The organism is Enterobacter sp. WP_7_1 (genome assembly GCF_003688535.1).
GTDB classification, from domain to species: domain Bacteria; phylum Pseudomonadota; class Gammaproteobacteria; order Enterobacterales; family Enterobacteriaceae; genus Enterobacter; species Enterobacter asburiae.
In genome coordinates, this window is the sequence record NZ_REFK01000001.1 from 1,766,844 (window position 1) to 1,792,910 (window position 26,067).

Sequence of the window (26,067 nt, forward strand, 5' to 3'; positions counted from 1 at the left end):
ACCAGAAAGGAGAAAAAGGTGATTGCAAAGCAGCTCAGCGCAATATTGTGAGCTGCCGCAAAGAAAGAACGGGGAAAAGAGGAAATGCGGTTAACCGTCGCCAGTCCCTCTCCCGTAAGGGAAAGGGCTAACGCCAGCAGGAATTATTGGGATAAGTAGCGGCGAGAAAGCCGTTTTGCCACCTTTTGCAACAGCGGTTCTAGCGCCACGGCCAGCACCATTCTGACCGGCTTGCGGGCTACGGATTTAATTGCCCAACCCGCCACACCTGCCGGGCCGAACCGTAACGCGGTCAGCAGGACCAGTTTACCTGCGATTTTCAGGCCGGGTTTTACCTTCTGACCGGCCTGTTGCCAGTGTTGTTTCATCTCATCTCTCTCTTAAAGCTGACGAAAGCGACTTCTCAGCGTAAAGGTATCCGACGTGACATAGCGTTCCATTTCCCGTAGCCGCTTCTCACCTGCGGCGAGCTGCTCATCAACCGCATTGAGAAGATCGCTGCTGGTCGGGGCTCCCTCCGCAGCCAGTTCTCCTTCCGGCATCGGGTCAAGGACAAACGACAGGACGATGTATGCCACAAGGGTAATAAACGCCAGGCCGAAGAAGATCGATAGCACCGCGACCACGCGGACCAGTTTGACCGGGACATCAAGATAGTGAGCCAGCCCGGCACAAACGCCGCGCACCATGCCCTGCTGTGGAATACGCCACAGCTTTTTGTTCAGATTCAGTCCAGACATTAACGGTCCCTCCAGTTTGGATGCTCAGCATCCAGGATGGCTTCCAGCGCCTGAATGCGTTCGCGCATTTTGTTCGCCTCGTCGGAGAGCTGCACCAGACGCTGTTGTTCACTCTGGGAGAGTTCGCCCCGAGAAGAACGGTTGCTGTAGTGCAGCCATAGCCAAATCGGCAAAACGAACAGCACGAAAATTGTCAGGGGAATGGCCAGAAAAAGCGCGCTCATGTGTACTCCTTGTCTTATGATGCGGCACGCTCAGGTGCCGCAGGAATTATTATTGGTTGTCTTGCTTCATTTTGGCTTTCAGTGCCGCCAGCTGCTCGCTGATTTCATCATCAGCCTTCAGATCGGCGAACTGTTGATCCAGCGACTTCTGCTTGCCGATGCCGTGGCTTTCGGCTTCTGCTTCCATGTGGTCGATACGACGTTCAAACGATTCAAAACGCGCCATTGCTTCATCCAGCTTACCGCTGTCCAGCTGACGACGCACGTCGCGGGAGGAGCTTGCCGCCTGGTGACGCAGGGTCAGCGCCTGCTGACGCGCGCGGGTTTCGCTCAGTTTGTTTTCAAGCTCACCAATCTCTTTCTTCATACGAGTGAGCGTGTCGTCCACCAGCGTCACTTCATGCTCGAGCGTCGCGACCATATCGGCCAGCTTCTGTTTTTCAATCAGCGCCGCGCGGGCCAGATCCTCTTTATCTTTGCGCAGCGCAAGTTCCGCTTTTTCCTGCCATTCGTTCAGCTGAGCGGTAGCTTGTTCAATGCGACGCGTAAGCTGTTTTTTCTCCGCCAGCGCGCGGGCGGAGGTAGAACGCACTTCAACCAGCGTGTCTTCCATCTCCTGAATCATCAGGCGGACCAGCTTCTGCGGATCTTCTGCTTTCTCAAGCAGCGAGTTGATGTTGGCGTTCACGATGTCGGCAAAACGAGAAAAAATACCCATAATCTAATCCTCATAGTTCTGTTATCGGGCTATGCCCTGCTGTACAGATAATACAAACATCATGCCAACTTTTTATCTTATTGATTTTAATGAACCTGATTGATTTTCATGCAGTGAAGAACTATTCTTGCCTGGTGAAAATCGCTAAGGAGTGGTTAATTTCATCATGCCTGGATACAAAGACAATTTACTCGGCGAAGCAAACAGTTTCCTTGAAGTGCTGGAACAGGTCTCTCGCCTGGCGCCGCTCAACAAGCCGGTGCTGATCATCGGTGAACGCGGAACGGGGAAAGAGCTGATAGCCAACCGTCTGCACTATTTATCCGGGCGCTGGGACGGCCCCTTTATTTCCCTTAACTGCGCGGCGCTGAATGAAAACCTGCTCGACACCGAGCTCTTCGGCCATGAAGCGGGCGCGTTTACCGGCGCCCAGAAGCGCCATCCCGGACGCTTTGAGCGCGCCGACGGCGGTACGCTGTTTCTTGATGAATTGGCCACCGCGCCCATGCTGGTACAGGAAAAACTGCTGCGCGTGATTGAGTACGGCGAGCTGGAGCGCGTCGGCGGTAGCCAGCCGCTGCAGGTTAACGTGCGCCTGGTGTGCGCCACTAACGCCAACCTGCCGGAGATGGTGGCGGAGGAGAAATTCCGTGCCGACCTGCTTGACCGCCTGGCCTTTGACGTCGTTCAGCTTCCTCCGCTGCGCGAGCGCAAAAGCGACATCATGCTGCTGGCAGACCAGTTTGCGATTCAGATGTGCCGCGAGCTCGGCCTGCCGCTGTTCCCCGGCTTCAGCGATTATGCGCAGGAGACGCTGCTTGCTTACCACTGGCCGGGAAATATCCGCGAACTGAAAAACGTCGTGGAGCGTTCCGTCTATCGTCACGGCAGCAGCGAGACGGAGCTGGACAACATCATTATCGATCCTTTTCAGCGCAGCGTGCCGCCGCTGTCCGCACCAACGTCTTCAGGCGATCTCCCTACCCTCCCCCTTGATTTACGCCACTTCCAGAACGACCAGGAGAAACAGCTGCTGGAGCAAAGCCTGAAGACGGCAAAATATAACCAGAAACGGGCGGCTGAACTGCTGGGTCTGACCTACCATCAGTTAAGGGCATTGCTCAAAAAGCATCAAATGCGCTGACAATATCAGCACTTACCCGCAGACATTTTTACGAAGCAGGCGTAAGTGCGATACACTTTGCAGATCGAACCTAAAAACCTTAAAAATTATGCGTCTGGTTTTATCGTCCTTTTTTGCACTCGGTCTGTTTAGCAGCCTGGCCTTTGCCGCGCCCGAGCTAACTCCGCAGCCTGACATTCGTGACAGCGGCTTCGTCTATTGCGTAAGCGGCCAGGTGGACACCTTCAACCCGCAAAAAGCGGGCAGCGGCCTGATCGTGGATACCCTTGCCGCGCAGCTTTACGACCGTCTGCTTGATGTTGACCCATACACCTACCGTCTGGTGCCTGAGCTGGCGGAAAGCTGGGAAGTGCTGGATAACGGCGCAACCTACCGTTTTCACCTGCGCGATGACGTCGCGTTTCAGCGCACGCCGTGGTTTACCCCCACGCGCAAGCTGAACGCAGATGACGTGGTCTTTACCTTCCAGCGCATCTTTAACCGCAACCACCCGTGGCATAACGTTAACGGCGGGAACTTCCCCTATTTTGACAGCCTGCAGTTTGCCGACACCATCAAAAGCGTGCGCAAGCTGGATAACCGGACGGTCGAATTTACGCTGACGCGCCCGGATGCCTCCTTCCTCTGGCACCTGGCGACCCACTATGCATCGGTCATGTCCGCTGAATACGCGGCGAACCTGACGAAAAAAGATCGCCAGGAGTTGCTCGATCGTCAGCCGGTTGGCACCGGTCCGTTCCAGCTGGCCGAATATCGCGCCGGGCAGTATATTCGCCTGCAGCGCCATGAGCATTTCTGGCGCGGCACTCCGCTGATGCCGCAGGTGGTAGTCGATCTCGGTTCAGGTGGAACGGGACGTCTGTCGAAACTGCTCACCGGGGAATGTGACGTACTCGCCTGGCCGGCGGCCAGCCAGCTCACCATTTTGCGCGACGATCCGCGCCTGCGCCTGACGTTACGCCCGGGCATGAATATCGCTTATCTGGCCTTTAACACCGATAAGCCGCCGTTGAATAACCCTGCCGTACGTCACGCTCTGGCGCTGGCGATTAACAACCAGCGTTTGATGCAGTCGATCTACTACGGCACGGCGGAAACCGCCGCCTCAATTTTACCGCGCGCCTCGTGGGCCTATGACGGTGAAGCTAAAATTACGGAATACAATCCGGCAAAAGCGCGTGAACAGCTGAAGGCACTGGGGGCGGAAAACCTCACGCTGCAGCTTTGGGTGCCAACCAGCTCCCAGGCGTGGAACCCGAGCCCGCTCAAGACCGCCGAACTGCTGCAGGCAGATATGGCGCAGGTGGGCGTCAAAGTGATCATCGTACCGGTTGAGGGCCGTTTTCAGGAGGCGCGCCTGATGGACATGAATCATGATTTAACCCTGACCGGCTGGGCGACCGACAGTAACGATCCGGACAGTTTCTTCCGGCCGCTGCTGAGCTGTGCGGCGATAAACTCGCAGACCAACTATGCCCACTGGTGCAACCGGGAGTTTGACGCCGTGCTGCAAAAAGCGCTGGCTTCCCAACAGCTGGCCTCACGCATCGACGCCTATGATGAAGCGCAGAAGATCCTTGCCCAGGAACTGCCGGTGCTGCCGCTGGCCTCTTCCCTGCGTCTTCAGGCCTATCGTTATGATATTAAAGGTCTGGTGCTGAGTCCGTTCGGCAATGCCTCGTTCGCCGGCGTGTCGCGTGAAAAAGAACAAGAGGTGAAAAAACCATGATTATTTTTACCTTACGTCGGCTCCTTTTGCTGCTGGTGACGCTCTTTTTCCTGAACTTTGTCGGCTTCAGCCTGAGCTATTTCACGCCCCACGCCCCGCTTCAGGGGTCGTCGCTATGGGATGCCTGGCTGTTCTGGTTTAACGGGCTGCTGCACTGGGATTTCGGCGTGTCCAGCATTAACGGACAGCTGATTTCCCAGCAGCTGAAAGAGGTGTTCCCGGCCACGATGGAGCTTTGCATTCTGGCCTTCGGCTTTGCCCTGATGGTCGGGATCCCCGTAGGCATGCTGGCCGGGATCTATCGCAATAAATGGCAGGATAAGTTTATCAGCGCCCTCGCCCTGTTCGGCTTCTCCATCCCGGTATTCTGGCTGGCGCTGCTGCTGACGCTGTTCTTCTCGCTGACGATGGGCTGGCTGCCGGTTTCGGGTCGCTTTGACCTGCTCTATACGGTTAAAACGGTGACCGGTTTTGCCATCATTGACGCGTGGCTGTCCGATTCGGTATGGCGCCATGAGATGATCGTCAGCGCCGTGCGCCATATGGTATTGCCGGTGCTGACGCTGGCGGTTGCGCCAACCACCGAAGTGATCCGCCTGATGCGCCTGAGCACCATTGAGGTATTTGACCAGAACTACGTCAAAGCTGCCGCCACGCGCGGGTTGTCCCGCCTGACCATACTGCGCCGCAACGTCCTGCACAACGCGCTGCCGCCGGTTATTCCGCGTCTGGGATTACAGTTTTCCACCATGCTGACGCTGGCCATGATCACCGAGATGGTCTTTAGCTGGCCAGGCCTGGGGCGATGGCTGATTAACGCCATCCGCCAGCAGGACTACGCCGCGATTTCTGCGGGCGTGATGGTGATTGGTTCGCTGGTGATTATTGTTAACGTGTTGTCCGATATTCTGGGTGCCATGGCCAACCCATTGAAGCATAAGGAATGGTATGCCTTACGATAGCGTATACAGTGAAAAGCGCACGCCCGGTGTGCTGCGCACCGTGTGGCGTAAATTCTATGGTGATACCACGGCGATGATCGGTCTATACGGCTGTGCCGGCCTGGTGTTGCTTTGCGTCTTTGGCTCGTGGTTTGCGCCGTACGGCATCGACCAGCAGTTCCTTGGCTATCAGCTGCTGCCACCGTCCTGGTCGCGCTACGGTGAAGTCTCTTTCTTCCTGGGAACGGACGACCTCGGACGTGATGTGTTGAGCCGCCTGCTGAGCGGTGCAGCCCCGACGGTGGGCGGTGCATTTGTGGTGACGCTCGCGGCTACGATCTGTGGGCTGGCGCTCGGTATTTTTGCGGGATCCACCCATGGCCTGCGCTCGGCGGTGCTTAACCACATTCTGGATACGCTGCTGTCGATTCCGTCCCTGCTGCTGGCGATCATTGTTGTTGCCTTTGCCGGACCGCATCTGTCGCATGCCATGTTCGCCGTCTGGCTGGCTATCCTGCCCCGCATCGTGCGCTCGGTTTACAGCATGGTGCATGATGAGCTGGAAAAAGAGTACGTCGTCGCCGCGCGTCTGGACGGCGCGACAACCTTCAACATTCTGTGGTTTGCCGTACTGCCTAACATCGCCGCCGGGCTGGTCACTGAGATCACCCGCGCCCTGTCGATGGCGATCCTGGACATCGCGGCGCTCGGCTTCCTCGATCTCGGTGCACAGCTGCCGTCGCCCGAATGGGGTGCGATGCTCGGCGACGCGCTGGAGTTAATCTACGTGGCACCATGGACGGTCATGCTGCCGGGTGCGGCCATTATGGTGAGCGTGCTGCTTATCAACCTGCTGGGCGACGGTATTCGCCGTGCAATTAACGCGGGGGTGCAATAATGCCGCTTCTTGATATTCGCAACCTCACCATCGAATTCAAAACCGGTGAAGGCTGGGTTAAAGCCGTCGATCGCATCAGTATCACCCTTGCGGAGGGTGAAATTCGCGGGCTGGTGGGGGAATCCGGCTCCGGAAAAAGCCTGATTGCCAAAGCTATCTGCGGCGTGGCGAAAGACAACTGGCGCGTGACGGCAGACCGTATGCGTTTTGACGATATCGATCTGCTGCGCCTCTCCCCCCGCGAGCGGCGTAAGCTGGTCGGGCATAACGTCTCAATGATTTTCCAGGAGCCGCAGTCCTGTCTCGACCCGTCCGAACGCGTGGGTAAACAGCTCATGCAGAACATTCCCGGCTGGACCTATAAAGGTCGCTGGTGGCAACGCGCTGGCTGGCGCAAGCGCCGCGCCATCGAGCTTTTACACCGCGTCGGGATCAAAGATCACAAAGATGCGATGCGCAGCTTCCCCTATGAGCTGACCGACGGCGAATGTCAGAAAGTGATGATTGCCATCGCGCTGGCAAATCAGCCGCGTTTGCTGATTGCGGATGAACCCACCAACGCGATGGAACCCACCACCCAGGCGCAAATTTTCCGCCTGCTGTCGCGCCTCAACCAGAATAACAACACCACCATTTTGCTGATCAGCCATGACCTGCAAATGCTCAGCAAATGGGCGGATAAAATTGACGTCATGTACTGCGGGCAAACGGTCGAAACCGCGCCGAGTGAAGATCTGATTAACGCCCCGCATCATCCGTATACGCAGGCGCTTATCCGCGCCATTCCTGATTTTGGCAGCGCCATGCCGCATAAAAGCCGCCTGAATACCCTACCGGGGGCGATCCCGCTGCTGGAATCCCTGCCGATAGGCTGTCGTCTGGGGCCGCGGTGCCCTTATGCTCAGCGTAAATGTATCGAGACGCCGCGCCTGACGGGGGCCAAAAATCATCTTTACGCCTGTCATTTCCCGCTGAACATGGAGAGAGAGTGAAATGGTCGAAACCTTACTGGAAGTTCGCAACCTGAGTAAGACCTTTCGCTACCGCACGGGGCTGTTTCATCGTCAAACTGTCGACGCGGTGAAGCCGCTGAGCTTTACGCTGCGTGAAAAACAGACCCTGGCGATCATCGGCGAGAATGGTTCCGGGAAATCCACCCTGGCGAAAATGCTCGCCGGCATGGTTGAACCGACTGCAGGCGAAGTGTTGATTGACGATCATCCTCTGACGTTCGGCGATTACTCTTTCCGCAGCCAGCGCATCCGCATGATCTTTCAGGATCCTTCAACCTCGCTTAATCCGCGCCAGCGCATTTCGCAGATCCTCGATTTTCCGCTGCGTCTGAACACCGACCTGGAGCCGGAGGCGCGCCGTAAGCGCGTATTTGAAACCCTGCGTATGGTTGGCCTGTTACCGGATCACGAAAGCTACTACCCGCATATGCTGGCCCCCGGCCAGAAACAGCGTCTGGGTCTGGCGCGTGCACTGATTTTGCGGCCAAAAGTGATCATTGCGGATGAAGCGCTTGCCTCGCTGGATATGTCAATGCGCTCACAGCTGATTAACCTGATGCTGGAATTACAGGAAAAACAGGGGATTTCGTATATCTACGTCACCCAACATCTGGGAATGATGAAGCACATCAGCGATCAGGTGATGGTCATGCACCAGGGTGAGGTGGTCGAGCGCGGCAGCACCGCGGATGTGATGGCCTCTCCGCTTCATGAGCTGACAAAACGGCTGATTGCCGGTCATTTCGGTGAAGCATTGACCGCCGATGCGTGGAGAAAGGACCGCTAAGCGCGACGCTCAGCAAAAAATCACCCCATTAAATTAAGGATTAAATAGCCTGCGTACGCTATTTAATCCTTTAATTTTTCGTCTCCATCCCTGCTCCATATTTTAAGCAATATCAATCAACAGTTCTTCTCCAGAATATCCGGACATTACGGAGGAGAAGAAATGAACACCGCCACTTACGTTTTAAAATACACAGAGTATCTCATCAGAAAATGCCGTTCATTTTTAATGACGGACCTGCACTTTCATACTCTAAGGCTTAAAAAAACAACCGGGAAAACCCCTGACATTAACTCGCCCACGACGTTGAGCGAAAAAATATGTCATCGTTTGGTCTATGACCATAATAACTTCTACACGATGCTTGCCGATAAACTCGCCGTTCGGGCATACGTTTCCTCCAGAACAACGCGCGTGAAAACGGTGCCATTAATTGGCGTTTATACCCGGCCGTCGCAGATTGATTTTTCAGTTCTTCCTGACGAATTCGTCCTTAAGTGCAACCATGACAGCGGCAGCACAATAATATGTACAAACAAAGCGCAATTTAATGAAAGAGAAGCGTGTAAAAAACTGAGCCTCGCGTTAAAGAAAAATCTTTACTACACCACGCGCGAATGGCAGTACAAAAACATTACGCCGAGTATACTTTGCGAGCCGTATGTCGATCTCTTCGACGAAGCTGACAGGAACACAACGCCCGAAATGCTGAGGATCCATTGCTTTCATGGCGTTGCCCACTATGTAGAAGCGGATTTTACGGATGAGAACGGCAAAGGGTTTATCAACGTTTATGACAGGCACTGGAACTTACAACCCTTCCGGATGGAATATCCGAATACTTCAGCAACGCCTGGCGAACCGCTCTTGTTCCGCCAGGCACTGTTGGCCTCCCAGGAACTGGCGCATGGAATTGACTACTGCCGCGTTGACCTTATGCTAAAAAAAGATGAAATCTATTTCAGCGAAATAACCTTAAGCCCGAGACGCGGTAAACTGACGATTACCCCGCAGGAATGGGATGCTAAGTTAGGAAAAATATGGCATTTATCGCCGGCAGGCACATTTGACCTGCCGCTGAAGCTCACGAGTCGGGCCAGGTGAGTTTAAATATCGAGTGGTTTTGCATCGATAAGGTATAGGTAACATCGCCACCATGAGCCAGCATGATGGCTTTAACCACCGACAAGCCCAAACCACAGCCTTCCGGGTTCACATGTCTGGCGCCATTATCGCGCTGAAAGGGCTGAAACAGGAAATCATGAAACTCTCTGGGGATGCCCGGTCCCCCGTCCTGAATAAGGATATAATTGCCTTTATCAGAAACGCCATTTTTCACGATGAGCGTGCGCGAGGTTGAATAGTGTAAGGCATTATCAAATAAAACGGTCAGACACTGATTGATGCGTATTGGATCAAATACGCATTGCTGCTCCCTCAGGTCTGTATTGACGGTAAACGCCTTACGGCTGAACTCGGGCATGAACGTATCGAGTGCGTTCTGTATTGTCCCTTTTAGATCCGTTCTTGACTGGCACAGCGTGTATCCCGCCCCGCCATTCGAACTGACAACCCGGAGATCTTCAATCAGACGGGTTAACCCTTCCGTCTGTTTGAGAAGATTATTAAACAGCACCGGGTCCGGGGTAAAAACGCCGTCAACCAACCCCTGAAGCCGTCCACGTAAGATCGTGACCGGCGTTCTCAGCTCATGCGCAATAGCGGCATTCCAGGATTTCCTCTGAATATCCAGCTTCTGTAATTTTTCCGCCATTTCATTGAAATCCGTCACCAGGTGATTGATCTCACCCAGCCTGGAACTGGCGCAAAATGCCCTGGCGTCCAGATCGCCCTGAGAAATCCTTTTCAGGCTGGACGCTACCGCGTTTAGCGGGGTGAGGATTCGCGATGATAGTTTGACCGTGAAAAAGAGGGCAATAATCATACTGATCGTAGTCGCGGTCCCAATCCATGCCCAGTCCCACATCGTCATCTGCTCGTCATCGCCCGCTGCAGGGCCGCCCGGGAGGTGATCCAGAATAAAGGAGTAAAAAAACCATGAGCCGAGTATGGCGATGGCAATTATCGTAAACGTCAGCAACAGCATATACGTTAAGATCTGACGACTCAGGACAGACTCTTTGTTCATTTCTTTTCCCCAAGCCGGTAGCCCATGCCTCTGATGCTCTCGGGAACACCGTAAAGGCCGGCAAGCTCCAGTTTTTTACGCAGCTTGCTCATATGGCTGTCGACCGTTCTGTCGAGCGTATCACCTTCCGGCAGACACGCGTTGAGTAACTCTTCGCGGGAACAGACCTTTCGCGGATATCGCATCAGCCAGGTAAGTAATTTAAATTCGGTCGTCGTTAATACAGGGGAGATGACCTCTTCGCCCACGGTGACTTCCACGTAGAAATCATCCGGATAGACCGTAATAAAGGGCGTTCTGAGCGGTAGAGAACCCGCCTGCTGAAGCGCAGTTTTTGTCCTGCGCAGCACCGCCTCAACCCGTGCGACAACCTCAGAAGGGTTGAAGGGTTTGATTACGTAATCATCCGCGCCCAGCCTCAGCCCCATGAGCTTATCGACATCCTGATCGAGAGCGGAAACCATAATGACCGGGACAGAACTTTCCTGACGAAGCGTGGTAAGTACGCTCCAGCCGTCACATACGGGCAGGTGAATGTCCAGCAATATGAGATCCGGTTTATGGAGGCGATTGAGCGTTATGGCCTGTTCGCCCTGCCTGGCTCTGAGCGTTTTCATTCCCGAACGCTCTAAGTAGCTCATCAGTATATCGGCGATTTCGTCTTCATCTTCAACAATAAGGATCAGCGTATTTTTGTGCATTTTATCTCCGTGGGTGAAATCCCTTTGAGCACGCTATCAGATATCTTTAGCACAATAAGACACAGCCTCCGCGAAAAAGTGCCGTGGTGACGAAAATTTCCCGGTTGATTTAAATGCCCGGTTATTTCTCCACACAGCCTACACATTCAGTCAATAAAGACTCGACAATGTCCGTTCAAAATCGCTATTGAGGCATAACCCTTTGTGCATTGCGCGTTGCAAATTACCACTGTTTCTTAAAGATTTTATGAAGTTGGCTGAAATAATGAACATGGAACTTTCAAAATATTTCTCACCTAAAAAACTGGGCATATATTCCCTGTTTCTGCTGCTGTCGTGGGGATTACTTTATACCTGGCTGGTGCTGGTGCACAGAATGGATGAAAAAGTCGCCTCGACGCTGCTCTCTTCACCCATTATCTATGGCTGCATCGCATTGTCGGTTGTCTCTCTGATAATACAAAATAAAGCTGGCGCGTTGACTGAGCTGCTTGTCATCGCCTTCTGGCTAATAGTGATTTTTGTCTATCTCATTATTACGTTCACCGTGCTGTTAAACGCGATGCCCGATATCGAGGATCTGGTCTTTTACTACGAGTGTTATTTGATCATTTTTTTTGGCGGAGCACCGCTGTACCTCATTATGAGAATGATTTGAGCCGCTGCTCCACACGTCCTCCATAAACCGCCCATGTCTGCTAAACAGGCGCGCGGTAGAGTCGCTACCTCACTCTTTTACACAAAAATAACTCACTGAAAAGTCTGACATGACTTACCCATAATGATGAACCGTAATAATAATTTTCGTTCTTCTGAACCTGCCGGTGTGATGCGCTCGCTTAAAAAACTCGCGATACGGCACCGAAAAAAACTGGCTGTCACTTTCTTCCTGGTGGTGGCCGAAAACGTAACTTTTTTACTTTATCCCGTTCTGGCAGGTATTGCGATAAATGCCATCCTCGCCGGTGAAACGCTTAACGCCGCGCTGTATGGCCTGATGGTACTTTGTATGTGGTTCATCGGTGCAGCCAGACGGAGCATCGACACGCGCACGTTTGCACGCATTTATGCCGGACTCGCGGTTTCCGTCGTCCTGGCACAGCGCAAATATCAGCTTAACCATTCGGCAATCGCCGCCAGGGTAACGCTCTCGCGCGAATATGTGGATTTCTTTGAAATGCACCTTCCCCTGCTTATTACCTCACTGAGCTCACTTTTTGGTGCCGCCATCATGTTGCTGTTTATTGAGTTTTGGGCCGGCGTCATGTGCTTTGCGATTGTATTTATTCTGCTCGGATTTGTCTCAGGATATGCCCGTAAAAATGAATGGCTGTTCATGCGCCTGAATAATCGGCTGGAAAAAGAAGTGGATTATGTTCATAAGGCGGGCACGGCTACCCTTCACCGACATTACTCGACGCTGGCGCGTTTACGTATCGCACTATCTGACCGCGAGGCGTGGGGCTATTTGTGGGTCGGCGTGCTTGTTGCCGCGCTTTTTACACTGACCATCGTCTGGATGACGCGCTCAAGCGGCATCACCGCCGGACATATTTACTCAGTGATGACCTACATGTGGATGTTCGCGACGAGCCTCGATGACGCGCCGCAGCTTCTTGAGAAATTTTCGCAGCTCAGGGATATCGGTAAGCGCGTATCCACTGATGATGAAATTCACGTAACTGGACGTTAATTTAATGCCGCATTTTTTTATTGAACGCCCCGTTTTCGCCTGGGTAGTGGCGCTTTTTATCGTTCTGGCGGGACTTCTGTCTATTCCCCGTTTGCCGGTTGCGCAGTATCCGGCGGTGGCACCGCCGGGAATCATTATTTCTGTCAGTTACCCGGGGGCCAGCCCCGACATCATGAATACGTCGGTGGTGTCATTAATCGAGCGCGAAATCTCTGGCGTAGATAATTTGCTCTACTTTGAATCATCCAGTGACACAACCGGTTCGGCATCGATTACCGTCACGTTTAAACCGGGCACGGATATCAAGCTGGCGCAGATGGATCTGCAGAATCAGATTAAGATCGTCGAGCCTCGTCTACCTCAGGCAGTAAGGCAAAACGGCATTAACGTCGAGGCCGCTAACTCTGGCTTTTTAATGATGGTGGGGCTGAAGTCCGCGACGGGTCAATTTGAGGAAGCCGATTTAAGCGACTATTTTGCCAGAAACGTCAGTGACGAGCTTCGTCGCGTGCCCGGCGTAGGGAAAGTTCAGCTGTTTGGCGGCGAAAAAGCGCTGCGCATCTGGCTGGATCCCATGAAGCTCCACGGCTACGGGCTTTCGGTGAGCGATGTTCTTACCGCCGTTGGCCAGCAAAATGCCCTTGTGTCGCCCGGCAAAACGGGAGATGAGCCAGCATCTGCAGGACAAGGGGTGACGTATCCCATCACCGTGAAGGGACAACTCTCCTCGGTTGAGGCGTTCAGGAATATCACCCTGAAATCTGACGCATCCGGCGCCCGCCTGAAACTGTCCGACATTGCGCGGATTGAATCTGGCCTGCAAAGCTACGCTTTTGGTATCCGTGAAAATGGCGTGCCCGCAACGGCGGCGGCAATTCAGCTCTCGCCAGGCGCGAATGCAATGAGTACGGCTTCCGGCGTACGGGCGCGCATCGACGAGCTTTCCCGGGTGCTACCTGAAGGAATGGCATTTACGATCCCCTTCGACACCGCGCCATTTGTGAAACTTTCTATCATGAAAGTTGTTCAGACATTTGTGGAAGCAATGGTCCTGGTCTTCCTGGTTATGCTGCTGTTTCTGCACAAGATACGCTGCACGCTTATCCCGGCGATTGTTGCTCCCGTCGCACTTCTTGGCACCTTCACCGTGATGCTATTGAGCGGCTACTCCATCAATATTCTGACGATGTTCGGCATGGTGCTGGCGATAGGGATTATCGTTGATGATGCCATTGTGGTCGTAGAAAACGTTGAACGGCTGATGGAGGAAAAAAGCCTGTCCCCGCGTGACGCCACGCGGCAAGCTATGCAGGAAATCACCCCGGCGATTATTGGCATCACGCTGGTGCTTACCGCCGTCTTTATCCCCATGGGGTTTGCGGAAGGGTCCGTCGGGATTATCTACCGACAATTTTGTATTTCCATGGCGGTCTCCATACTGCTGTCCGCGTTTCTTGCCCTGACGCTGACGCCTGCCCTGTGCGCAACGCTACTCAAGCCGCATCAGGCAGGAAAGAGCGGAGGCGGAAGGTTCGCGGTCGGGTTTAACGCGCGCTTTCGTGCGCTCACCGCCTGTTACGAAGCCGGGCTGGGTGCCGTTCTGAAGCGAACCGGGCGTATGCTGCTCCTGTACGCTGCGCTTTGTGCTGCGCTGTTTCTGGGATTGTCTTCGTTACCGTCGTCCTTTCTGCCGGACGAAGATCAGGGCTACTTTATGTCCTCAATCCAGCTGCCTTCTGATGCCACGATGCAGCGCACCCTCAACGTGGTTAAAAAATTTGAAGAGGAAATTGCGGCCCGGCCGGATATTGAAAGCAACATTATGATCCTGGGGTTTGGGTTTTCAGGTTCAGGACCAAACTCGGCTATGGCCTTCACCACGCTGAAGGACTGGAAAGATCGGCAGGGCTCGACGGCCCAGGGGGAAGCCGACAAGATACAGGCCAGCATGGCGGACGTCTCTGATGCCGTCACGATGAGCCTGCTCCCGCCGGCCATTTCGGATATGGGCACTTCGTCGGGCTTCACCTGGTACGTGCAGGACAGAGCGGGACTCGGCTACGAGGTGTTAAAGCGCGCTGCCGACGCGCTGGTCCTGCAGGCCAACCAGCGCCCTGAACTGAGTGACGTGTATATAGACGGGCTTCCGGAAGGAACAAGCCTTGCGCTCCAGGTGGACAGAGAAAAGGCGGAAGCGATGGGCGTCTCATTTGATGAAATCAACCAGACGCTCTCCGTCACCCTGGGCTCAAATTACGTCAATGACTATACGAACAACGGCCGCGTTCAGCAGGTGATTATTCAGGCCGATGCGCCCTACCGAATGCAGCCTGAGCAGATACTGACATTATCAGTGAAAAACCGGATGGGGCAGATGGTGCCGGTATCAACGTTTGCCACGCTTTCCTGGCACGTTGCGCCGCAGCAGTTGACGCGTTATCAGGGATATTCGGCTATTCGCATTACCGGAAGTGCGGCGCCGGGAGCGTCCAGCGGCACCGCAATGAAGGTTATGGAGAGTTTGTCCAGAGATTTACCTCTGGGCATGGCGGGCGAGTGGGCCGGGAGTTCATTGCAGGAGAGAAAATCGGAATCTCAGCTTCCGGGCCTTATCGTCCTGTCGATACTGGTCGTGTTTATGGTGCTCGCCGCCCTGTATGAGAGCTGGTCTATTCCATTTGCGGTCATGCTGGTCGTTCCGCTGGGCCTTATCGGCGCGGTGATAGCGGTGTCTGTTGCCGACATGACAAATGACGTTTTCTTCAAGGTCGGCCTGATTACGCTTATCGGCCTGTCGGCCAAGAACGCCATTCTGATTGTTGAATTTGCGAGGCAGCTCCATCGCCAGGGGCAGCCCCTGCTGGCGGCAACCATTCATGCCGCCGGCCAGCGCCTGCGCCCTATTTTGATGACGTCGTTAGCCTTCACCTTAGGGGTTGTTCCGTTGATGCTGGCCCGTGGGGCGAGCGACAGTACGCAGCATGCCATCGGTACCGGCGTATTTGGCGGCATGATTAGCGGTACGCTTCTCGCCATTTTCTTCGTACCGGTTTTCTTTATCGTCATCGCGCGCTTCATCGACAACCTCAGGAAAGCGTGAATACCCTTGCGGGATCGCGCTTCCTCGCTGGTTGGATGAGGCGAAGCTGTTGCCGGGTGATATACTGGACGAATGCTGAAATTTTGAGCCCCCGCGAGTCCGCGGCGCATTCTTCGGGGCAGGCGTCTTCGGAGAACAGCGAGAAATATCGTGACACAAGGGGCTGTGAGTGGGCTATAATTTCGAGCTAATTTCGAATGATTTTGAAATACTGCCTGTAACGCTATGAATTACAAGGCAAAATTAGCAATGAATATAAGGATTAAAGCTATGGGTTTTCTTTCCGGTAAGCGCATTCTGGTAACTGGCGTTGCCAGCAAACTGTCCATCGCATACGGCATCGCACAGGCAATGCATCGCGAAGGCGCTGAGCTGGCGTTCACCTACCAGAACGACAAGCTGAAAGGCCGTGTTGAAGAGTTTGCCGCGCAGCTGGGTTCCAGCATTGTTCTGGAATGTGACGTTGCACAAGACGAAAGCATCGACGGCATGTTTGCTGAACTGGCAAAAGCATGGCCGAAATTCGACGGTTTCGTTCACTCCATTGGCTTCGCTCCTGGCGACCAGCTGGACGGCGACTACGTGAACGCGGTTACCCGTGATGGCTTCAAAATCGCTCACGACATCAGCTCCTACAGCTTCGTTGCGATGGCGAAATCCTGCCGCGCGATGCTGAACCCGGGCGCAGCCCTGCTGACCCTGTCCTACCTGGGCGCTGAGCGTGCTATCCCTAACTACAACGTTATGGGTCTGGCGAAAGCGTCTCTTGAAGCGAACGTACGCTACATGGCGAACGCAATGGGTCCTGAAGGCGTGCGCGTTAACGCCATCTCTGCAGGTCCTATCCGCACCCTGGCAGCTTCCGGTATTAAAGATTTCCGTAAAATGCTGGCACACTGCGAAGCGGTTACCCCGATTCGTCGTACCGTTACCATTGAAGATGTGGGTAACTCTGCAGCATTCCTGTGCTCTGACCTTTCCGCTGGTATCTCCGGCGAAGTGGTTCACGTTGACGGCGGCTTCAACATCGCTGCAATGAACGAGCTGGAAATTAAATAAGCTGTGACTCTCTTCCCTCCCGGGAAGAGAGTTTCCCCCCGCACCGCCCCTTCGTTATTCCGTTCTGCTATTTGTTATCACCTAACAATATTTTTCCCTTTATCTGCCTTACGCCAAGATATTGATCGCCATTTTGAGATCAAGGAACGCACATGGAACAACGCCGTTTTTCCGGCAAAGGCCACTGGTATCACGAGACCCAGTCGAACCACGCGCAGACAGATGTTCTGCCTCTGGTGCCCGAAGCCGCTAACGTCGACGATCGTTTTTTGCTCGATTTAGCCCTGCCTGATGAGATTGTCGCCGCCTGTTCTGGCTGGCTTACCCCTGCCAGGGCCTTATGCCACCAGCTGTTTCCGCTCTCGATTCCCGTGAACCGCCTGCATACGCTCAGCGCCTACGATCGGCTCAGCACCGCGCTAACGGTCGCACAGGCCTGTGGCGTTCAGCGGCTCTGTAACCATTACGCCGCCCTCCTCGCCCCGCTTCCCGGCCCGGACTCCTCGCGTGAAAGCAACAGACGTCTGGCGCAAATTACGCAGTATGCCCGCCAGCTCGCCAGCTCCCCTGATGTCATCGATGATAAAGCGCAGAACCAGCTTGATGAGGTTGGCCTGTCGACGTATGACATTGTGGTAATAAACCAGATTATCGGGTTTATCGGTTTTCAGGCGCGCGTGGTCGCGATTTTTCAGGCGCTGTTAGGACACCCTGTTCGCTGGTTGCCAGGCCATCATATTCAGCCGCAAACTCTGCCCGCGAGCCACGCCGCCTGGGTGCCGCTGTTGCCCGTCGTCGAGCTGCGCTATGCGAGTGCGCATCAGCTTGAGTCGCTGTCTCGCTGGCAGGCAGAACCCGCGCTGAAGGCGCTGACGCCGGTCCTTTGCCACGAGCCGTCGCTGCTCGACCTGACCGGAGAGATCCTGTTAAACACCCGCGAAGCGATCCCGCTGACGTCCCCCGCACTTTCGGCGGCGGTCGAACTGCTGACTCGCTCTCCGGACCGCTTCAGCGCCGCGCAGTTTACCCCGCTCACGGATCAAGGACTCCCGGGCGAACATGCCATCATGCTGCTTACCCGGAGCGCGTTTGACGGCTGGCTCAATCGTTTGAAAGTCGCGTTTGGTAAAGAGGAATAACCATACTAATTACCCAAAGAGCGCTTGCTGAGACAGTGAGAATCGCGTAAAACTGTCAGCCGCTCAATGGCTACGAAAATAGAACATTATGTTTCAGGACAACCCGCTGCTAGCGCAGCTTAAACAGCAACTGCATTCCCAGACGCCGCGTGCAGAAGGGGTCGTAAAAGCCACGGAAAAGGGCTTTGGCTTCCTTGAGGTTGACGCGCAGAAAAGCTACTTCATTCCGCCACCGCAGATGAAGAAAGTGATGCATGGCGATCGCGTCATGGCCGTCATTCATACCGAGAAGGACCGCGAGTCTGCCGAGCCGGAAGAACTGATCGAACCGTTCCTGACCCGTTTTGTGGGTAAGGTGCAGAGAAAAGACGATCGTCTTGCTATCGTGCCGGATCATCCCCTGCTGAAAGATGCCATTCCCTGCCGCGCCGCCCGTGGCGTTGAGCATGATTTTAAAGAAGGTGACTGGGCCGTAGCAGAAATGCGCCGTCATCCTCTGAAAGGCGATCGCGGTTTTTATGCTGAGCTGACCCAGTTCATCACCTTTGGCGCCGACCATTTCGTGCCATGGTGGGTCACGCTGGCACGCCACAATCTTGAAAAAGAAGCGCCGAACGGCGTAGCGACCGAGATGCAGGACGAAGGTCTGACGCGCCGCGATCTCACCGCGCTGGAGTTTGTCACCATCGACAGCGCCAGCACGGAAGATATGGATGACGCGCTGTACGCTGAAGAGGGCGCCGATGGCAAACTCCATTTGACCGTCGCCATTGCCGATCCAACCGCCTGGATTGCCGAAGGCAGCAAGCTGGATGACGCCGCGAAAATCCGTGCGTTCACTAACTACCTGCCAGGCTTCAACATTCCGATGCTGCCGCGCGAATTGTCAGACGATCTCTGCTCGCTGCGTCCAAATGAAGTGCGCCCGGTCCTTGCCTGCCGCATGACTATCGCCGCAGATGGCGCGATTGAAGACGATATCGAGTTCTTTGCCGCCACCATCGAATCGAAAGCCAAGCTGGCCTACGATAACGTGTCCGACTGGCTTGAAAATACCGGTAGCTGGAAACCTGAATCAGACGCCATTGCCGCGCAAATCCGTCTGCTGCATCGCATCTGCCTGAACCGCGGCGAATGGCGTAAAACCCATGCGCTGGTGTTCAAAGACCGCCCGGACTATCGCTTTGTTCTGGGCGAGAAAGGCGAAGTGCTGGACATCGTGGCCGAACCGCGACGCATTGCGAACCGTATCGTTGAAGAGGCGATGATCTCCGCCAACATCTGCGCCGCACGCGTGCTGCGCGACAAGCTGGGCTTTGGTATTTACAACGTTCACACCGGGTTTGATCCGGCGAATACCGAAGCGCTGGCGGCTCTGCTGAAGACTCACGATGTGCACGTTGATCCTGAAGAAGTGCTGACGCTGCCGGGCTTCTGCAAGCTTCGTCGCGAACTGGACGCGCAGCCGTCGGGTTTCCTGGACAGCCGCATTCGTCGCTTCCAGTCCTTCGCTGAAATCAGCACCGAACCTGGCCCGCACTTTGGTCTTGGCCTCGAAGCTTACGCCACCTGGACATCGCCGATCCGTAAGTATGGCGATATGGTCAACCACCGTCTGCTGAAAGCGATTATCAAAGGTGAAACCATTGCCCGTCCGCAGGAGGACACCACGCTGCAGATGGCCGATCGCCGCCGCCTGAACCGCATGGCGGAACGTGACGTTGGAGACTGGCTGTACGCGCGCTTCCTGCAGGATAAAGCCGGTACGGACACCCGTTTCGCCGCAGAGATCATCGATATCAGCCGAGGGGGGATGCGCGTCCGTCTGGTCGATAACGGTGCTGTCGCGTTTATTCCTGCGCCGTTCCTGCATGCGGTTCGTGACGAAATGGTCTGTAGCCAGGAAAACGGTACCGTGCAAATTAAAGGTGAAACAGTTTACAAAGTCACCGACGTGATTGACGTTACTATCGCCGAAGTTCGCATGGAAACCCGCAGTATTATCGCGCGCCCTGTCGCCTGATAACCGGTTCAATTGTCGGTCATTTCCTTTCCGGAAGGGCCGGCAATTTTTCTTTTTATCCCCGCCACAAAATCATTATTTTTCCTTACTATTTTCAGTATCCCTTCGCCCAAAACCGCCATAATTATCTACAGTAAAAGAGTGTTGTTATATTCGGTTACGTGAATTTCTATACGCTCAGTATCCTTTTTCACCTGACTCGTTTTATTATAAGAAAGCAGGGAAAAACAACAGGTTCACTTCGGTTTTGCCGCTGTTTCTCAACGGAAAAGTCGACAGCAAATGAATAATTTGTGCGCTAATGAACAGCTGCGGGAGAAAACATGATGGACGATCTGGAGCAGAATTTGCTGTTTCGCTACATGGGGACTCACAGCCCGTGGTGGCGCCTGTCAGCTGACAGCAACGCTCTGCACCTTTCCACCAGCGAAAATGCCGATGTCACTCAGGTCGTGGCGCTGGACGATGAACAGGCCGATCTCATCCGTCATTTAACCGTTATTACCTCCAGCATTTCCATGTCGCTCTCCCTGTACGGGGAAGATGTCCCGGTTCATCTTGTGGGCCGTAAAATTACCCGCAACGAGTGGGCAGGCACCGCTTCCGCCTGGAACGATACGCCCTCGGTGGCGCGCGATCTGGCTCAGGGGCTCTCTTTCGCGGAACAGGTTGTCTCAGAGGCTAACTCCGTCATTGTTATTCTCGATCAGCACGGCAATATTCAGCGTTTTAACCGGCTTAGCGAAGAGTATACCGGCCTGAAAGAGCAGGAAGTCATTGGTCAGAACGTATTTAAGCTGTTTATGAGCCGCAGCGAAGCGGCAGCCTCAAAGCGCAATATTACCGGTTTTTTTCGCAACGGCAGCTCCTACGAAGTCGAACGCTGGATCAAAACGCGTAAAGGGCAGCGTCTGTTTCTGTTCAGAAACAAATTCGTGCACAGCGGCAGCGGTAAAAATGAAATTTTCCTTATCTGTTCCGGGACCGATATTACCGAGGAGCGCCGCGCTCAGGAGCGGCTGCGCGTGCTGGCCAATACCGATACCATCACCGGCCTGCCAAACCGCAATGCGATCCACGACCTGATTTCTGACGCCATCGACAACCGCGGCGACACGCAGGTGGGCGTGGTGTATCTCGATCTGGATAACTTTAAAAAGGTCAACGATGCTTACGGTCATATGTTTGGCGATCAGCTGTTACAGGCCGTCGCCCTCGCCATTTTAAGCTGCCTGGACGAGGAACAGGTGCTGGCGCGACTTGGCGGCGATGAGTTTATCGTCATGGCTACCAACACCTCTCAGGGCTCTCTGGAGGCGATGGCGTCGCGCATTTTAACCCGCCTGCGTCAGCCGTTCCGAATCGGTCTGATTGAGATTTATACCGGCTGCTCCCTGGGTATCGCCCTCGCCCCGCAGCACGGGAACGACCGGGAAAGCGTCATTCGCAACGCCGATACCGCTATGTACACCGCCAAAGAGAACGGCCGGGGCAAGTTCTGCGTCTTCTCACCCGAGATGAACCAGCGCGTGTTTGAGTATCTCTGGCTGGATACCAACCTGCGTAAGGCACTGGATAACGATCAGCTTCTGATCCACTATCAGCCGAAAATAACCTGGCGCGGAGAAGTCAGAAGCCTTGAAGCGCTGGTCCGCTGGCAATCGCCAGAACGCGGCCTGATCCCGCCACTGGAATTTATCTCTTATGCCGAGGAGTCGGGGTTGATTGTGCCGCTGGGCCGCTGGGTGATGCTCGATGTGGTTCGCCAGGTGGCAAAATGGCGCGATAAGGGAATTAACCTGCGCGTGGCGGTGAACGTCTCTGCACGCCAGCTGGCCGACCAGACCATCTTCAGCGACTTAAAGCAGGCGCTGAAGGATCTGAATTTTGAATACTGCCCGGTCGACGTCGAGTTGACCGAAAGCTGTCTTATCGAGAATGAAGAGCTGGCGCTGTCCGTGATCCAGCAGTTCAGCCGACTCGGGGCGCAAATTCATCTGGATGATTTTGGCACCGGCTACTCTTCCCTTTCTCAGCTGGCCCGTTTCCCTATCGACGCCATTAAGCTCGATCAATCTTTCGTCAGGGATATTCATAAGCAGTCTATTTCCCAGTCACTGGTGCGCGCTATCGTCGCGGTGGCGCAGGCGTTAAATCTGCAGGTGATTGCCGAAGGTGTGGAAAATGCAAAAGAAGACGCCTTTCTGACCAAGAACGGCGTCAACGAACGGCAGGGTTTTCTGTTTGCTAAGCCGATGCCCGCTGCCGCATTCGAGCGATGGCTAAAACGATATCAAGCGCGAAATCAACGTTAACTGGCTTTACGCAGGCCCGCCGCGTGATGGCGATTTTGCAGCGTGACCAGACGCTCCATGTAAGCGATATCTTTCGGCTCCAGGCAGAAAGCGGCATCTACCCAGTCTTCCGTGATGTCCATCAGTTCACTGCGGGGCAATTGCAGAACGCGCGTACGGGCGCGCAGCATCGCCCTTACGCCATTCAGTTTTGGCCGCAGCGTATCGATGAAGGTTCGGGTGGAAACATAGCTTTGTCCGGGTTCAAACAGGACATCCGCCAGCCCGTGCTGTTCGTACCATTCAGCCGTATGGGATTCCCCTTTGTAGATGAGTTCCTCCGCCAGCTTCATGCCTGCACGGCGTGCAACCAGGGAATATCCTCCCATCCCCGGAAACAGGTTGAAGGCAATCTCCGGGAAACCTAAACGGGCATCGCGCTGAGCCAGGACGAAATGGTGTGCCAGAGCGGCCTCAAACCCGCCCCCTAACGCACTGCCTTCGACCATTGCCAGAGTGATGGCTCCCGTATCAAACCCCCGCGAGGCCGCATGGACGCAATCAACGCAGGCGCGAGCGTACGCCCGTAACGCTTCCCGACGTCCGTTCTGAATGCACTCGACGAAGAACTGTAAATCCCCGCCGGCATTGTACATCTCGGGAACCAGCGATCCGGTTACCCAAAAATCAACCGCAAACCCAGACTGGCGAACCAGCCATGAAAAGTTCATGATCTCCTCTATTAACGCATGGTTAAAGCAAGGACGTGGCTGAGCCCGCAGCATCATCCAGACCGTGTGACGCTCCGCCTCGTAATACCCTGACAGCTGTGTGAACCGTTCAGTATCGGTAAACAGTGTGCAGGTAGGCTGATTGATAACTGTCATAGTCTAATTCCTCTTATAAAAAAGCGCCTTGCGCGCAGTTTTAGACTAATCCACTCATTAAGCCTGCTGCATGAGGGGGAATAAATTTATCACTTACGTTTATGTAATTTAGTTATTGCATTTTTTCCCTTCTCTTTTGATCCTATTTTCTGCATCATTGAAAATATTAACTTTTCGCGCCTGGGGTGAGATTATGTCGACTATTGACGCACAAGCTGTAGCACAACGAATTGATACCGTGCTGGATATCCTGGTGGCGGGCGATTATCACTCTGCTATCCGTAATCTCGAGATCCTGAAGTCTGAACTTCTTGCTCAGAATGGTGCTGACAATGCGCCAGAAAACGGACAGCCAAAAGCGCCGTGGGAAGTTTAACCCCACCGTCTCCGACCTCGTTTCGCTTTATTAAATGGATGCTATGAATTCCCGACAACAACTCATTTTGCAGATGGTCATCGATCAGGGACGCGTAAGCGTAGTCGATCTTGCTAAAACCACCGGCGTGTCTGAAGTTACAATCCGTCAGGATCTTAATCTGCTGGAAAAACAGAGCTACCTGCGTCGCGCGCACGGATATGCTGTCCCGCTGGACAGTGACGACGTCGAAACGCGCATGATGAATAACTACGCGCTCAAACGTGAACTGGCGGAATTTGCCGCATCCCTGGTGAACAACGGCGAGACCGTCTTTATTGAAAACGGCAGCAGTAATGCCCTTCTGGCGCGCACGCTTGCCGATCAAAAAGACGTTACCATCATCACCGTCAGCAGCTATATCGCGCATTTGCTCAAAGAGACGCGCTGCGAGGTGATTCTGCTCGGCGGTATTTACCAGAAAAAAAGTGAAAGCATGGTAGGCCCGCTGACCCGTCAGTATGTCCAGCAGGTTCATTTCAGCAAGGCCTTTATCGGGATTGACGGCTGGCAGCCGGAGACAGGTTTTACCGGTCGGGATATGATGCGCTCTGACGTCGTGAATGCCGTGCTGGAAAAAGAGTGTGAAGCCATTGTGCTGACCGACAGTTCTAAATTTGGCGCCGTTCATCCTTATACGATGGGCCCCGTTTCACGCTTTAGCCGCGTGATTACCGATGAAAGATTGAGCGACGCGCACCGTAATAAGCTGGAAGATGACGGGCTGATCGTCAATATTATTAAAACGACCGCCTGAGTCCCCTCCGCGCCCGAATTTCGGGCGCATACGCCCTTCTTTCTCTGAGATGATTCCTGGTACTTCTTTAAGAGTTTTTACCTGTTTAACCTGCATTAAAGTCGTAAAATTAATGTTAGCGATATAACAGGAAGTGACTATCACCTGCGTGATTACGTAACGCCTGCGCGACCAGCTTTCACGGAGAAAAGAATTAAGTATTCGATTCGTCTATACTTAACGTGTACATCTTTCCGTGAATCGATAATTCAGGAGAAAGTATTATGACCTTAACCAGCAAAAAATTAGCCGCCGCTGTTCTGGCAATCACTGTAGCAATGTCCCTGAGCGCGTGCTCTAACTGGTCTAAACGTGACCGTAACACCGCTATTGGTGCCGGTGCCGGTGCTCTCGGTGGTGCAGTATTAACGGATGGTAGTACGCTGGGTACATTAGGTGGCGCTGCTGTCGGTGGTATTATCGGTCACCAGGTTGGCAAATAATTATTATCTAAGCCTTCCCCGGTATTGCGATATTTGAACGCATTTCAGGTCTGACATACGCACGTATATAACACGAGCCACGGCATTTGCCGTGGCTCATTTATTCTAACCGCCTGCCAGTTTGACTTTCATACCTTTGGCTTCCAGAAGAGATTTTATTAAATCGCGCTTATCTCCCTGGATTTCAATAATGCCGTCTTTCACGGCGCCGCCGCAGCCACATTTCTTTTTTAACTCGGCCGCCAGCTTTGCCAGTTCAGCATCATCCAGGTCAATGCCGGAGATAAGGCAAACCCCTTTCCCCTTTCGTCCACTGGTTTGACGCTGGATCCGAACGATGCCGTCCCCCTTTGGACGTTCCACTTTCGCTTTCGGCTCGTCTATACGCCCGCTATCGGTTGAATAGACCAGACGGCTGTTGGAATCGGTCATTAGGCCCCCTTTTTCAGCGATGCGTTGATAGCCTTAAGCGTCTCAGCCGGGTTGGCAGACTGCGTTACCGGACGCCCGATGACCATGTAGTCAACGCCAGCAGCCAGCGCCTGCTCAGGCGTCATAATGCGGCGCTGATCGCCCACGTCGCTACCTGCAGGACGGATACCCGGCGTAACCAGTTTAAAATCCTGGCCCAGCGCTGATTTGAAACGTACCGCTTCCTGCGCGGAGCAAACAACACCATCCAGGCCGCAATGCTGCGTCAGACGTGCGAGACGTTCGGCATGCTCGGCGGGTGACAACGTCACGCCCAGGTCACGAAGATCGTTTTCGTCCATACTGGTCAGCACCGTGACCGCAATCAGCAGCGGTGCATCTTTACCGAACGGCAGGAGCGCCTCGCGGGCGGCCGTCATCATTCTTGCCCCACCCGATGCATGGACGTTGACCATCCATACGCCCAGCTCTGCGGCTGCGGCAACGGCGTGCGCCGTGGTATTCGGGATATCATGGAATTTCAGGTCGAGGAAAACGTCAAAGCCGCGCTGCTGCAGATCGCGAACGATTTGCGGTCCAAACAGCGTGAACATCTCTTTGCCAACTTTCAGACGGCAGTCGCGAGGGTCGATGCCGTCGACAAACGCCAGTGCGGCGTCACGCTTATTGTAATCAAGCGCAACAACAACAGGAGAATCCGTAATTACGCGGGAAGTGGAGGATGTAACAGACGTCATGACCA

26 protein-coding genes are annotated in these 26,067 nt (G+C 54.2%); 17 read left to right on the top strand and 9 right to left on the bottom strand.

The genetic code is table 11. The features are described from left to right. Positions 1 to 143: 143 nt before the first annotated feature. Genes pspD through pspA form a run of 4 tightly spaced genes read right to left on the bottom strand, consistent with a single transcriptional unit; the run spans position 144 to position 1,682 of the window. Entirely contained in the window at positions 144 to 368 is a 225-nt protein-coding gene (gene pspD, locus BJ885_RS08800; RefSeq protein ID WP_023312043.1) for a phage shock protein PspD, read from the bottom strand. Positions 369 to 380: 12 nt separating this feature from the next. Further along, the gene (gene pspC / locus BJ885_RS08805) at positions 381 to 740 is read right to left on the bottom strand and encodes an envelope stress response membrane protein PspC (RefSeq protein WP_023312044.1); all 360 of its coding nucleotides are present in this window, start codon (positions 738 to 740) and stop codon (positions 381 to 383) included. Then, complete coding sequence (gene pspB, locus BJ885_RS08810; protein ID WP_023312045.1) at positions 740 to 964, bottom strand: envelope stress response membrane protein PspB; 225 nt, start codon at positions 962 to 964, stop codon at positions 740 to 742. Before pspB ends, pspC begins: the two co-directional genes overlap by 1 nt. 49 nt (positions 965 to 1,013) lie before the next feature. Then, a complete protein-coding gene (gene pspA, locus BJ885_RS08815) occupies positions 1,014 to 1,682 on the bottom strand; it encodes a phage shock protein PspA (RefSeq protein WP_029740507.1) in 669 nt (222 codons plus the stop codon). Positions 1,683 to 1,848: 166 nt separating this feature from the next. Between pspA and pspF the strand changes: the two genes are divergently transcribed. From pspF to BJ885_RS08850, 7 genes are all read left to right on the top strand, one after another. Continuing rightward, positions 1,849 to 2,826 (top strand): phage shock protein operon transcriptional activator, encoded by a 978-nt coding sequence (gene pspF, locus BJ885_RS08820; RefSeq protein ID WP_054829758.1) that lies wholly within the window; start codon positions 1,849 to 1,851, stop codon positions 2,824 to 2,826. An 88-nt stretch (positions 2,827 to 2,914) separates the two neighbouring features. Next, a complete protein-coding gene (sapA, locus tag BJ885_RS08825) occupies positions 2,915 to 4,555 on the top strand; it encodes an ABC transporter substrate-binding protein SapA (RefSeq protein ID WP_029740510.1) in 1,641 nt (546 codons plus the stop codon). Then, positions 4,552 to 5,517 carry a putrescine export ABC transporter permease SapB gene (gene sapB, locus BJ885_RS08830; protein ID WP_023312049.1) on the top strand — a complete coding sequence of 322 codons (966 nt, stop codon included), beginning with the start codon at positions 4,552 to 4,554 and terminating at the stop codon, positions 5,515 to 5,517. Before sapA ends, sapB begins: the two co-directional genes overlap by 4 nt. Continuing rightward, entirely contained in the window at positions 5,504 to 6,394 is an 891-nt protein-coding gene (sapC, locus tag BJ885_RS08835) for a putrescine export ABC transporter permease SapC (protein ID WP_032656751.1), read from the top strand. The genes sapB and sapC overlap by 14 nt, the downstream gene beginning before the upstream one ends. Next, complete coding sequence (gene sapD / locus BJ885_RS08840; protein WP_121931736.1) at positions 6,394 to 7,386, top strand: putrescine export ABC transporter ATP-binding protein SapD; 993 nt, start codon at positions 6,394 to 6,396, stop codon at positions 7,384 to 7,386. Before sapC ends, sapD begins: the two co-directional genes overlap by 1 nt. A gap of 1 nt (position 7,387) precedes the next feature. Continuing rightward, a complete protein-coding gene (gene sapF / locus BJ885_RS08845) occupies positions 7,388 to 8,194 on the top strand; it encodes a putrescine export ABC transporter ATP-binding protein SapF (protein ID WP_023312051.1) in 807 nt (268 codons plus the stop codon). 162 nt (positions 8,195 to 8,356) lie between these two features. Next, positions 8,357 to 9,298: an ATP-grasp fold amidoligase family protein gene (locus tag BJ885_RS08850; RefSeq protein WP_121931737.1), complete on the top strand. Its 942-nt coding sequence runs from the start codon at positions 8,357 to 8,359 to the stop codon at positions 9,296 to 9,298. On the opposite strand, the gene BJ885_RS08855 is transcribed toward BJ885_RS08850, so the two are convergent. Together BJ885_RS08855 and BJ885_RS08860 are read right to left on the bottom strand one after the other, a co-directional pair. Further along, on the bottom strand, positions 9,279 to 10,343 hold the full coding sequence (locus tag BJ885_RS08855) for an ATP-binding protein (protein ID WP_121931738.1): 1,065 nt from the start codon (positions 10,341 to 10,343) through the stop codon (positions 9,279 to 9,281). The two genes, BJ885_RS08850 and BJ885_RS08855, sit on opposite strands and share 20 nt — an antisense overlap. Beyond that, complete coding sequence (locus tag BJ885_RS08860; protein WP_059346861.1) at positions 10,340 to 11,044, bottom strand: response regulator; 705 nt, start codon at positions 11,042 to 11,044, stop codon at positions 10,340 to 10,342. Before BJ885_RS08860 ends, BJ885_RS08855 begins: the two co-directional genes overlap by 4 nt. Before the next feature lie 247 nt (positions 11,045 to 11,291). Here BJ885_RS08860 and BJ885_RS08865 point away from each other — a divergent pair, with 247 nt between their 5' ends. The 7 genes from BJ885_RS08865 (at position 11,292) to pdeR (ending at position 22,373) form a co-directional block, all read left to right on the top strand. Then, positions 11,292 to 11,702, top strand: a complete 411-nt coding sequence (locus BJ885_RS08865; RefSeq protein WP_080352820.1) for a transporter — start codon at positions 11,292 to 11,294, stop codon at positions 11,700 to 11,702. A gap of 123 nt (positions 11,703 to 11,825) precedes the next feature. Then, a complete protein-coding gene (locus BJ885_RS08870; protein ID WP_121931739.1) occupies positions 11,826 to 12,737 on the top strand; it encodes an ABC transporter six-transmembrane domain-containing protein in 912 nt (303 codons plus the stop codon). A 4-nt stretch (positions 12,738 to 12,741) separates the two neighbouring features. After that, positions 12,742 to 15,837 carry a multidrug efflux RND transporter permease subunit gene (locus BJ885_RS08875; protein WP_121931740.1) on the top strand — a complete coding sequence of 1,032 codons (3,096 nt, stop codon included), beginning with the start codon at positions 12,742 to 12,744 and terminating at the stop codon, positions 15,835 to 15,837. 270 nt (positions 15,838 to 16,107) lie between these two features. Beyond that, positions 16,108 to 16,896: an enoyl-ACP reductase FabI gene (gene fabI / locus BJ885_RS08880; protein ID WP_003856831.1), complete on the top strand. Its 789-nt coding sequence runs from the start codon at positions 16,108 to 16,110 to the stop codon at positions 16,894 to 16,896. A gap of 152 nt (positions 16,897 to 17,048) precedes the next feature. After that, the gene (locus tag BJ885_RS08885) at positions 17,049 to 18,035 is read left to right on the top strand and encodes a CMD domain-containing protein (RefSeq protein ID WP_121931741.1); all 987 of its coding nucleotides are present in this window, start codon (positions 17,049 to 17,051) and stop codon (positions 18,033 to 18,035) included. A gap of 88 nt (positions 18,036 to 18,123) precedes the next feature. Then, the gene (locus tag BJ885_RS08890) at positions 18,124 to 20,058 is read left to right on the top strand and encodes an exoribonuclease II (RefSeq protein ID WP_045355886.1); all 1,935 of its coding nucleotides are present in this window, start codon (positions 18,124 to 18,126) and stop codon (positions 20,056 to 20,058) included. Between the two features lie 323 nt (positions 20,059 to 20,381). Then, entirely contained in the window at positions 20,382 to 22,373 is a 1,992-nt protein-coding gene (pdeR, locus tag BJ885_RS08895; protein WP_029740520.1) for a cyclic di-GMP phosphodiesterase, read from the top strand. On the opposite strand, the gene BJ885_RS08900 is transcribed toward pdeR, so the two are convergent. Continuing rightward, complete coding sequence (locus BJ885_RS08900) at positions 22,370 to 23,239, bottom strand: crotonase/enoyl-CoA hydratase family protein (RefSeq protein WP_029740521.1); 870 nt, start codon at positions 23,237 to 23,239, stop codon at positions 22,370 to 22,372. The two genes, pdeR and BJ885_RS08900, sit on opposite strands and share 4 nt — an antisense overlap. 193 nt (positions 23,240 to 23,432) lie before the next feature. Here BJ885_RS08900 and BJ885_RS08905 point away from each other — a divergent pair, with 193 nt between their 5' ends. From BJ885_RS08905 to osmB, 3 genes are all read left to right on the top strand, one after another. Then, positions 23,433 to 23,615, top strand: a complete 183-nt coding sequence (locus BJ885_RS08905; protein WP_029740522.1) for a hypothetical protein — start codon at positions 23,433 to 23,435, stop codon at positions 23,613 to 23,615. A 43-nt stretch (positions 23,616 to 23,658) separates the two neighbouring features. After that, complete coding sequence (locus tag BJ885_RS08910) at positions 23,659 to 24,411, top strand: DNA-binding transcriptional regulator YciT (RefSeq protein WP_023312063.1); 753 nt, start codon at positions 23,659 to 23,661, stop codon at positions 24,409 to 24,411. 263 nt (positions 24,412 to 24,674) lie between these two features. Next, on the top strand, positions 24,675 to 24,893 hold the full coding sequence (osmB, locus tag BJ885_RS08915; RefSeq protein ID WP_008501216.1) for an osmotically-inducible lipoprotein OsmB: 219 nt from the start codon (positions 24,675 to 24,677) through the stop codon (positions 24,891 to 24,893). A 105-nt stretch (positions 24,894 to 24,998) separates the two neighbouring features. On the opposite strand, the gene yciH is transcribed toward osmB, so the two are convergent. Both yciH and pyrF read right to left on the bottom strand, forming a co-directional pair. After that, positions 24,999 to 25,325 carry a stress response translation initiation inhibitor YciH gene (yciH, locus tag BJ885_RS08920; protein WP_023312064.1) on the bottom strand — a complete coding sequence of 109 codons (327 nt, stop codon included), beginning with the start codon at positions 25,323 to 25,325 and terminating at the stop codon, positions 24,999 to 25,001. Then, entirely contained in the window at positions 25,325 to 26,062 is a 738-nt protein-coding gene (gene pyrF / locus BJ885_RS08925; protein ID WP_029740523.1) for an orotidine-5'-phosphate decarboxylase, read from the bottom strand. Before pyrF ends, yciH begins: the two co-directional genes overlap by 1 nt. Between the last annotated feature and the right edge of the window lie 5 nt (positions 26,063 to 26,067).

Excerpts from the sequence above, each read along its gene's own strand:
- pspD (WP_023312043.1), bottom strand. The coding sequence starts at position 368 with ATGAAACAACACTGGCAACAGGCCGGTCAGAAGGTAAAACCCGGCCTG.
- pspC (WP_023312044.1), bottom strand. The coding sequence starts at position 740 with ATGTCTGGACTGAATCTGAACAAAAAGCTGTGGCGTATTCCACAGCAG.
- pspB (WP_023312045.1), bottom strand. The coding sequence starts at position 964 with ATGAGCGCGCTTTTTCTGGCCATTCCCCTGACAATTTTCGTGCTGTTC.
- pspA (WP_029740507.1), bottom strand. The coding sequence starts at position 1,682 with ATGGGTATTTTTTCTCGTTTTGCCGACATCGTGAACGCCAACATCAAC.
- pspF (WP_054829758.1), top strand. The coding sequence starts at position 1,849 with ATGCCTGGATACAAAGACAATTTACTCGGCGAAGCAAACAGTTTCCTT.
- sapA (WP_029740510.1), top strand. The coding sequence starts at position 2,915 with ATGCGTCTGGTTTTATCGTCCTTTTTTGCACTCGGTCTGTTTAGCAGC.
- sapB (WP_023312049.1), top strand. The coding sequence starts at position 4,552 with ATGATTATTTTTACCTTACGTCGGCTCCTTTTGCTGCTGGTGACGCTC.
- sapC (WP_032656751.1), top strand. The coding sequence starts at position 5,504 with ATGCCTTACGATAGCGTATACAGTGAAAAGCGCACGCCCGGTGTGCTG.
- sapD (WP_121931736.1), top strand. The coding sequence starts at position 6,394 with ATGCCGCTTCTTGATATTCGCAACCTCACCATCGAATTCAAAACCGGT.
- sapF (WP_023312051.1), top strand. The coding sequence starts at position 7,388 with ATGGTCGAAACCTTACTGGAAGTTCGCAACCTGAGTAAGACCTTTCGC.
- BJ885_RS08850 (WP_121931737.1), top strand. The coding sequence starts at position 8,357 with ATGAACACCGCCACTTACGTTTTAAAATACACAGAGTATCTCATCAGA.
- BJ885_RS08855 (WP_121931738.1), bottom strand. The coding sequence starts at position 10,343 with ATGAACAAAGAGTCTGTCCTGAGTCGTCAGATCTTAACGTATATGCTG.
- BJ885_RS08860 (WP_059346861.1), bottom strand. The coding sequence starts at position 11,044 with ATGCACAAAAATACGCTGATCCTTATTGTTGAAGATGAAGACGAAATC.
- BJ885_RS08865 (WP_080352820.1), top strand. The coding sequence starts at position 11,292 with ATGAAGTTGGCTGAAATAATGAACATGGAACTTTCAAAATATTTCTCA.
- BJ885_RS08870 (WP_121931739.1), top strand. The coding sequence starts at position 11,826 with ATGATGAACCGTAATAATAATTTTCGTTCTTCTGAACCTGCCGGTGTG.
- BJ885_RS08875 (WP_121931740.1), top strand. The coding sequence starts at position 12,742 with ATGCCGCATTTTTTTATTGAACGCCCCGTTTTCGCCTGGGTAGTGGCG.
- fabI (WP_003856831.1), top strand. The coding sequence starts at position 16,108 with ATGGGTTTTCTTTCCGGTAAGCGCATTCTGGTAACTGGCGTTGCCAGC.
- BJ885_RS08885 (WP_121931741.1), top strand. The coding sequence starts at position 17,049 with ATGGAACAACGCCGTTTTTCCGGCAAAGGCCACTGGTATCACGAGACC.
- BJ885_RS08890 (WP_045355886.1), top strand. The coding sequence starts at position 18,124 with ATGTTTCAGGACAACCCGCTGCTAGCGCAGCTTAAACAGCAACTGCAT.
- pdeR (WP_029740520.1), top strand. The coding sequence starts at position 20,382 with ATGATGGACGATCTGGAGCAGAATTTGCTGTTTCGCTACATGGGGACT.
- BJ885_RS08900 (WP_029740521.1), bottom strand. The coding sequence starts at position 23,239 with ATGACAGTTATCAATCAGCCTACCTGCACACTGTTTACCGATACTGAA.
- BJ885_RS08905 (WP_029740522.1), top strand. The coding sequence starts at position 23,433 with ATGTCGACTATTGACGCACAAGCTGTAGCACAACGAATTGATACCGTG.
- BJ885_RS08910 (WP_023312063.1), top strand. The coding sequence starts at position 23,659 with ATGAATTCCCGACAACAACTCATTTTGCAGATGGTCATCGATCAGGGA.
- osmB (WP_008501216.1), top strand. The coding sequence starts at position 24,675 with ATGACCTTAACCAGCAAAAAATTAGCCGCCGCTGTTCTGGCAATCACT.
- yciH (WP_023312064.1), bottom strand. The coding sequence starts at position 25,325 with ATGACCGATTCCAACAGCCGTCTGGTCTATTCAACCGATAGCGGGCGT.
- pyrF (WP_029740523.1), bottom strand. The coding sequence starts at position 26,062 with ATGACGTCTGTTACATCCTCCACTTCCCGCGTAATTACGGATTCTCCT.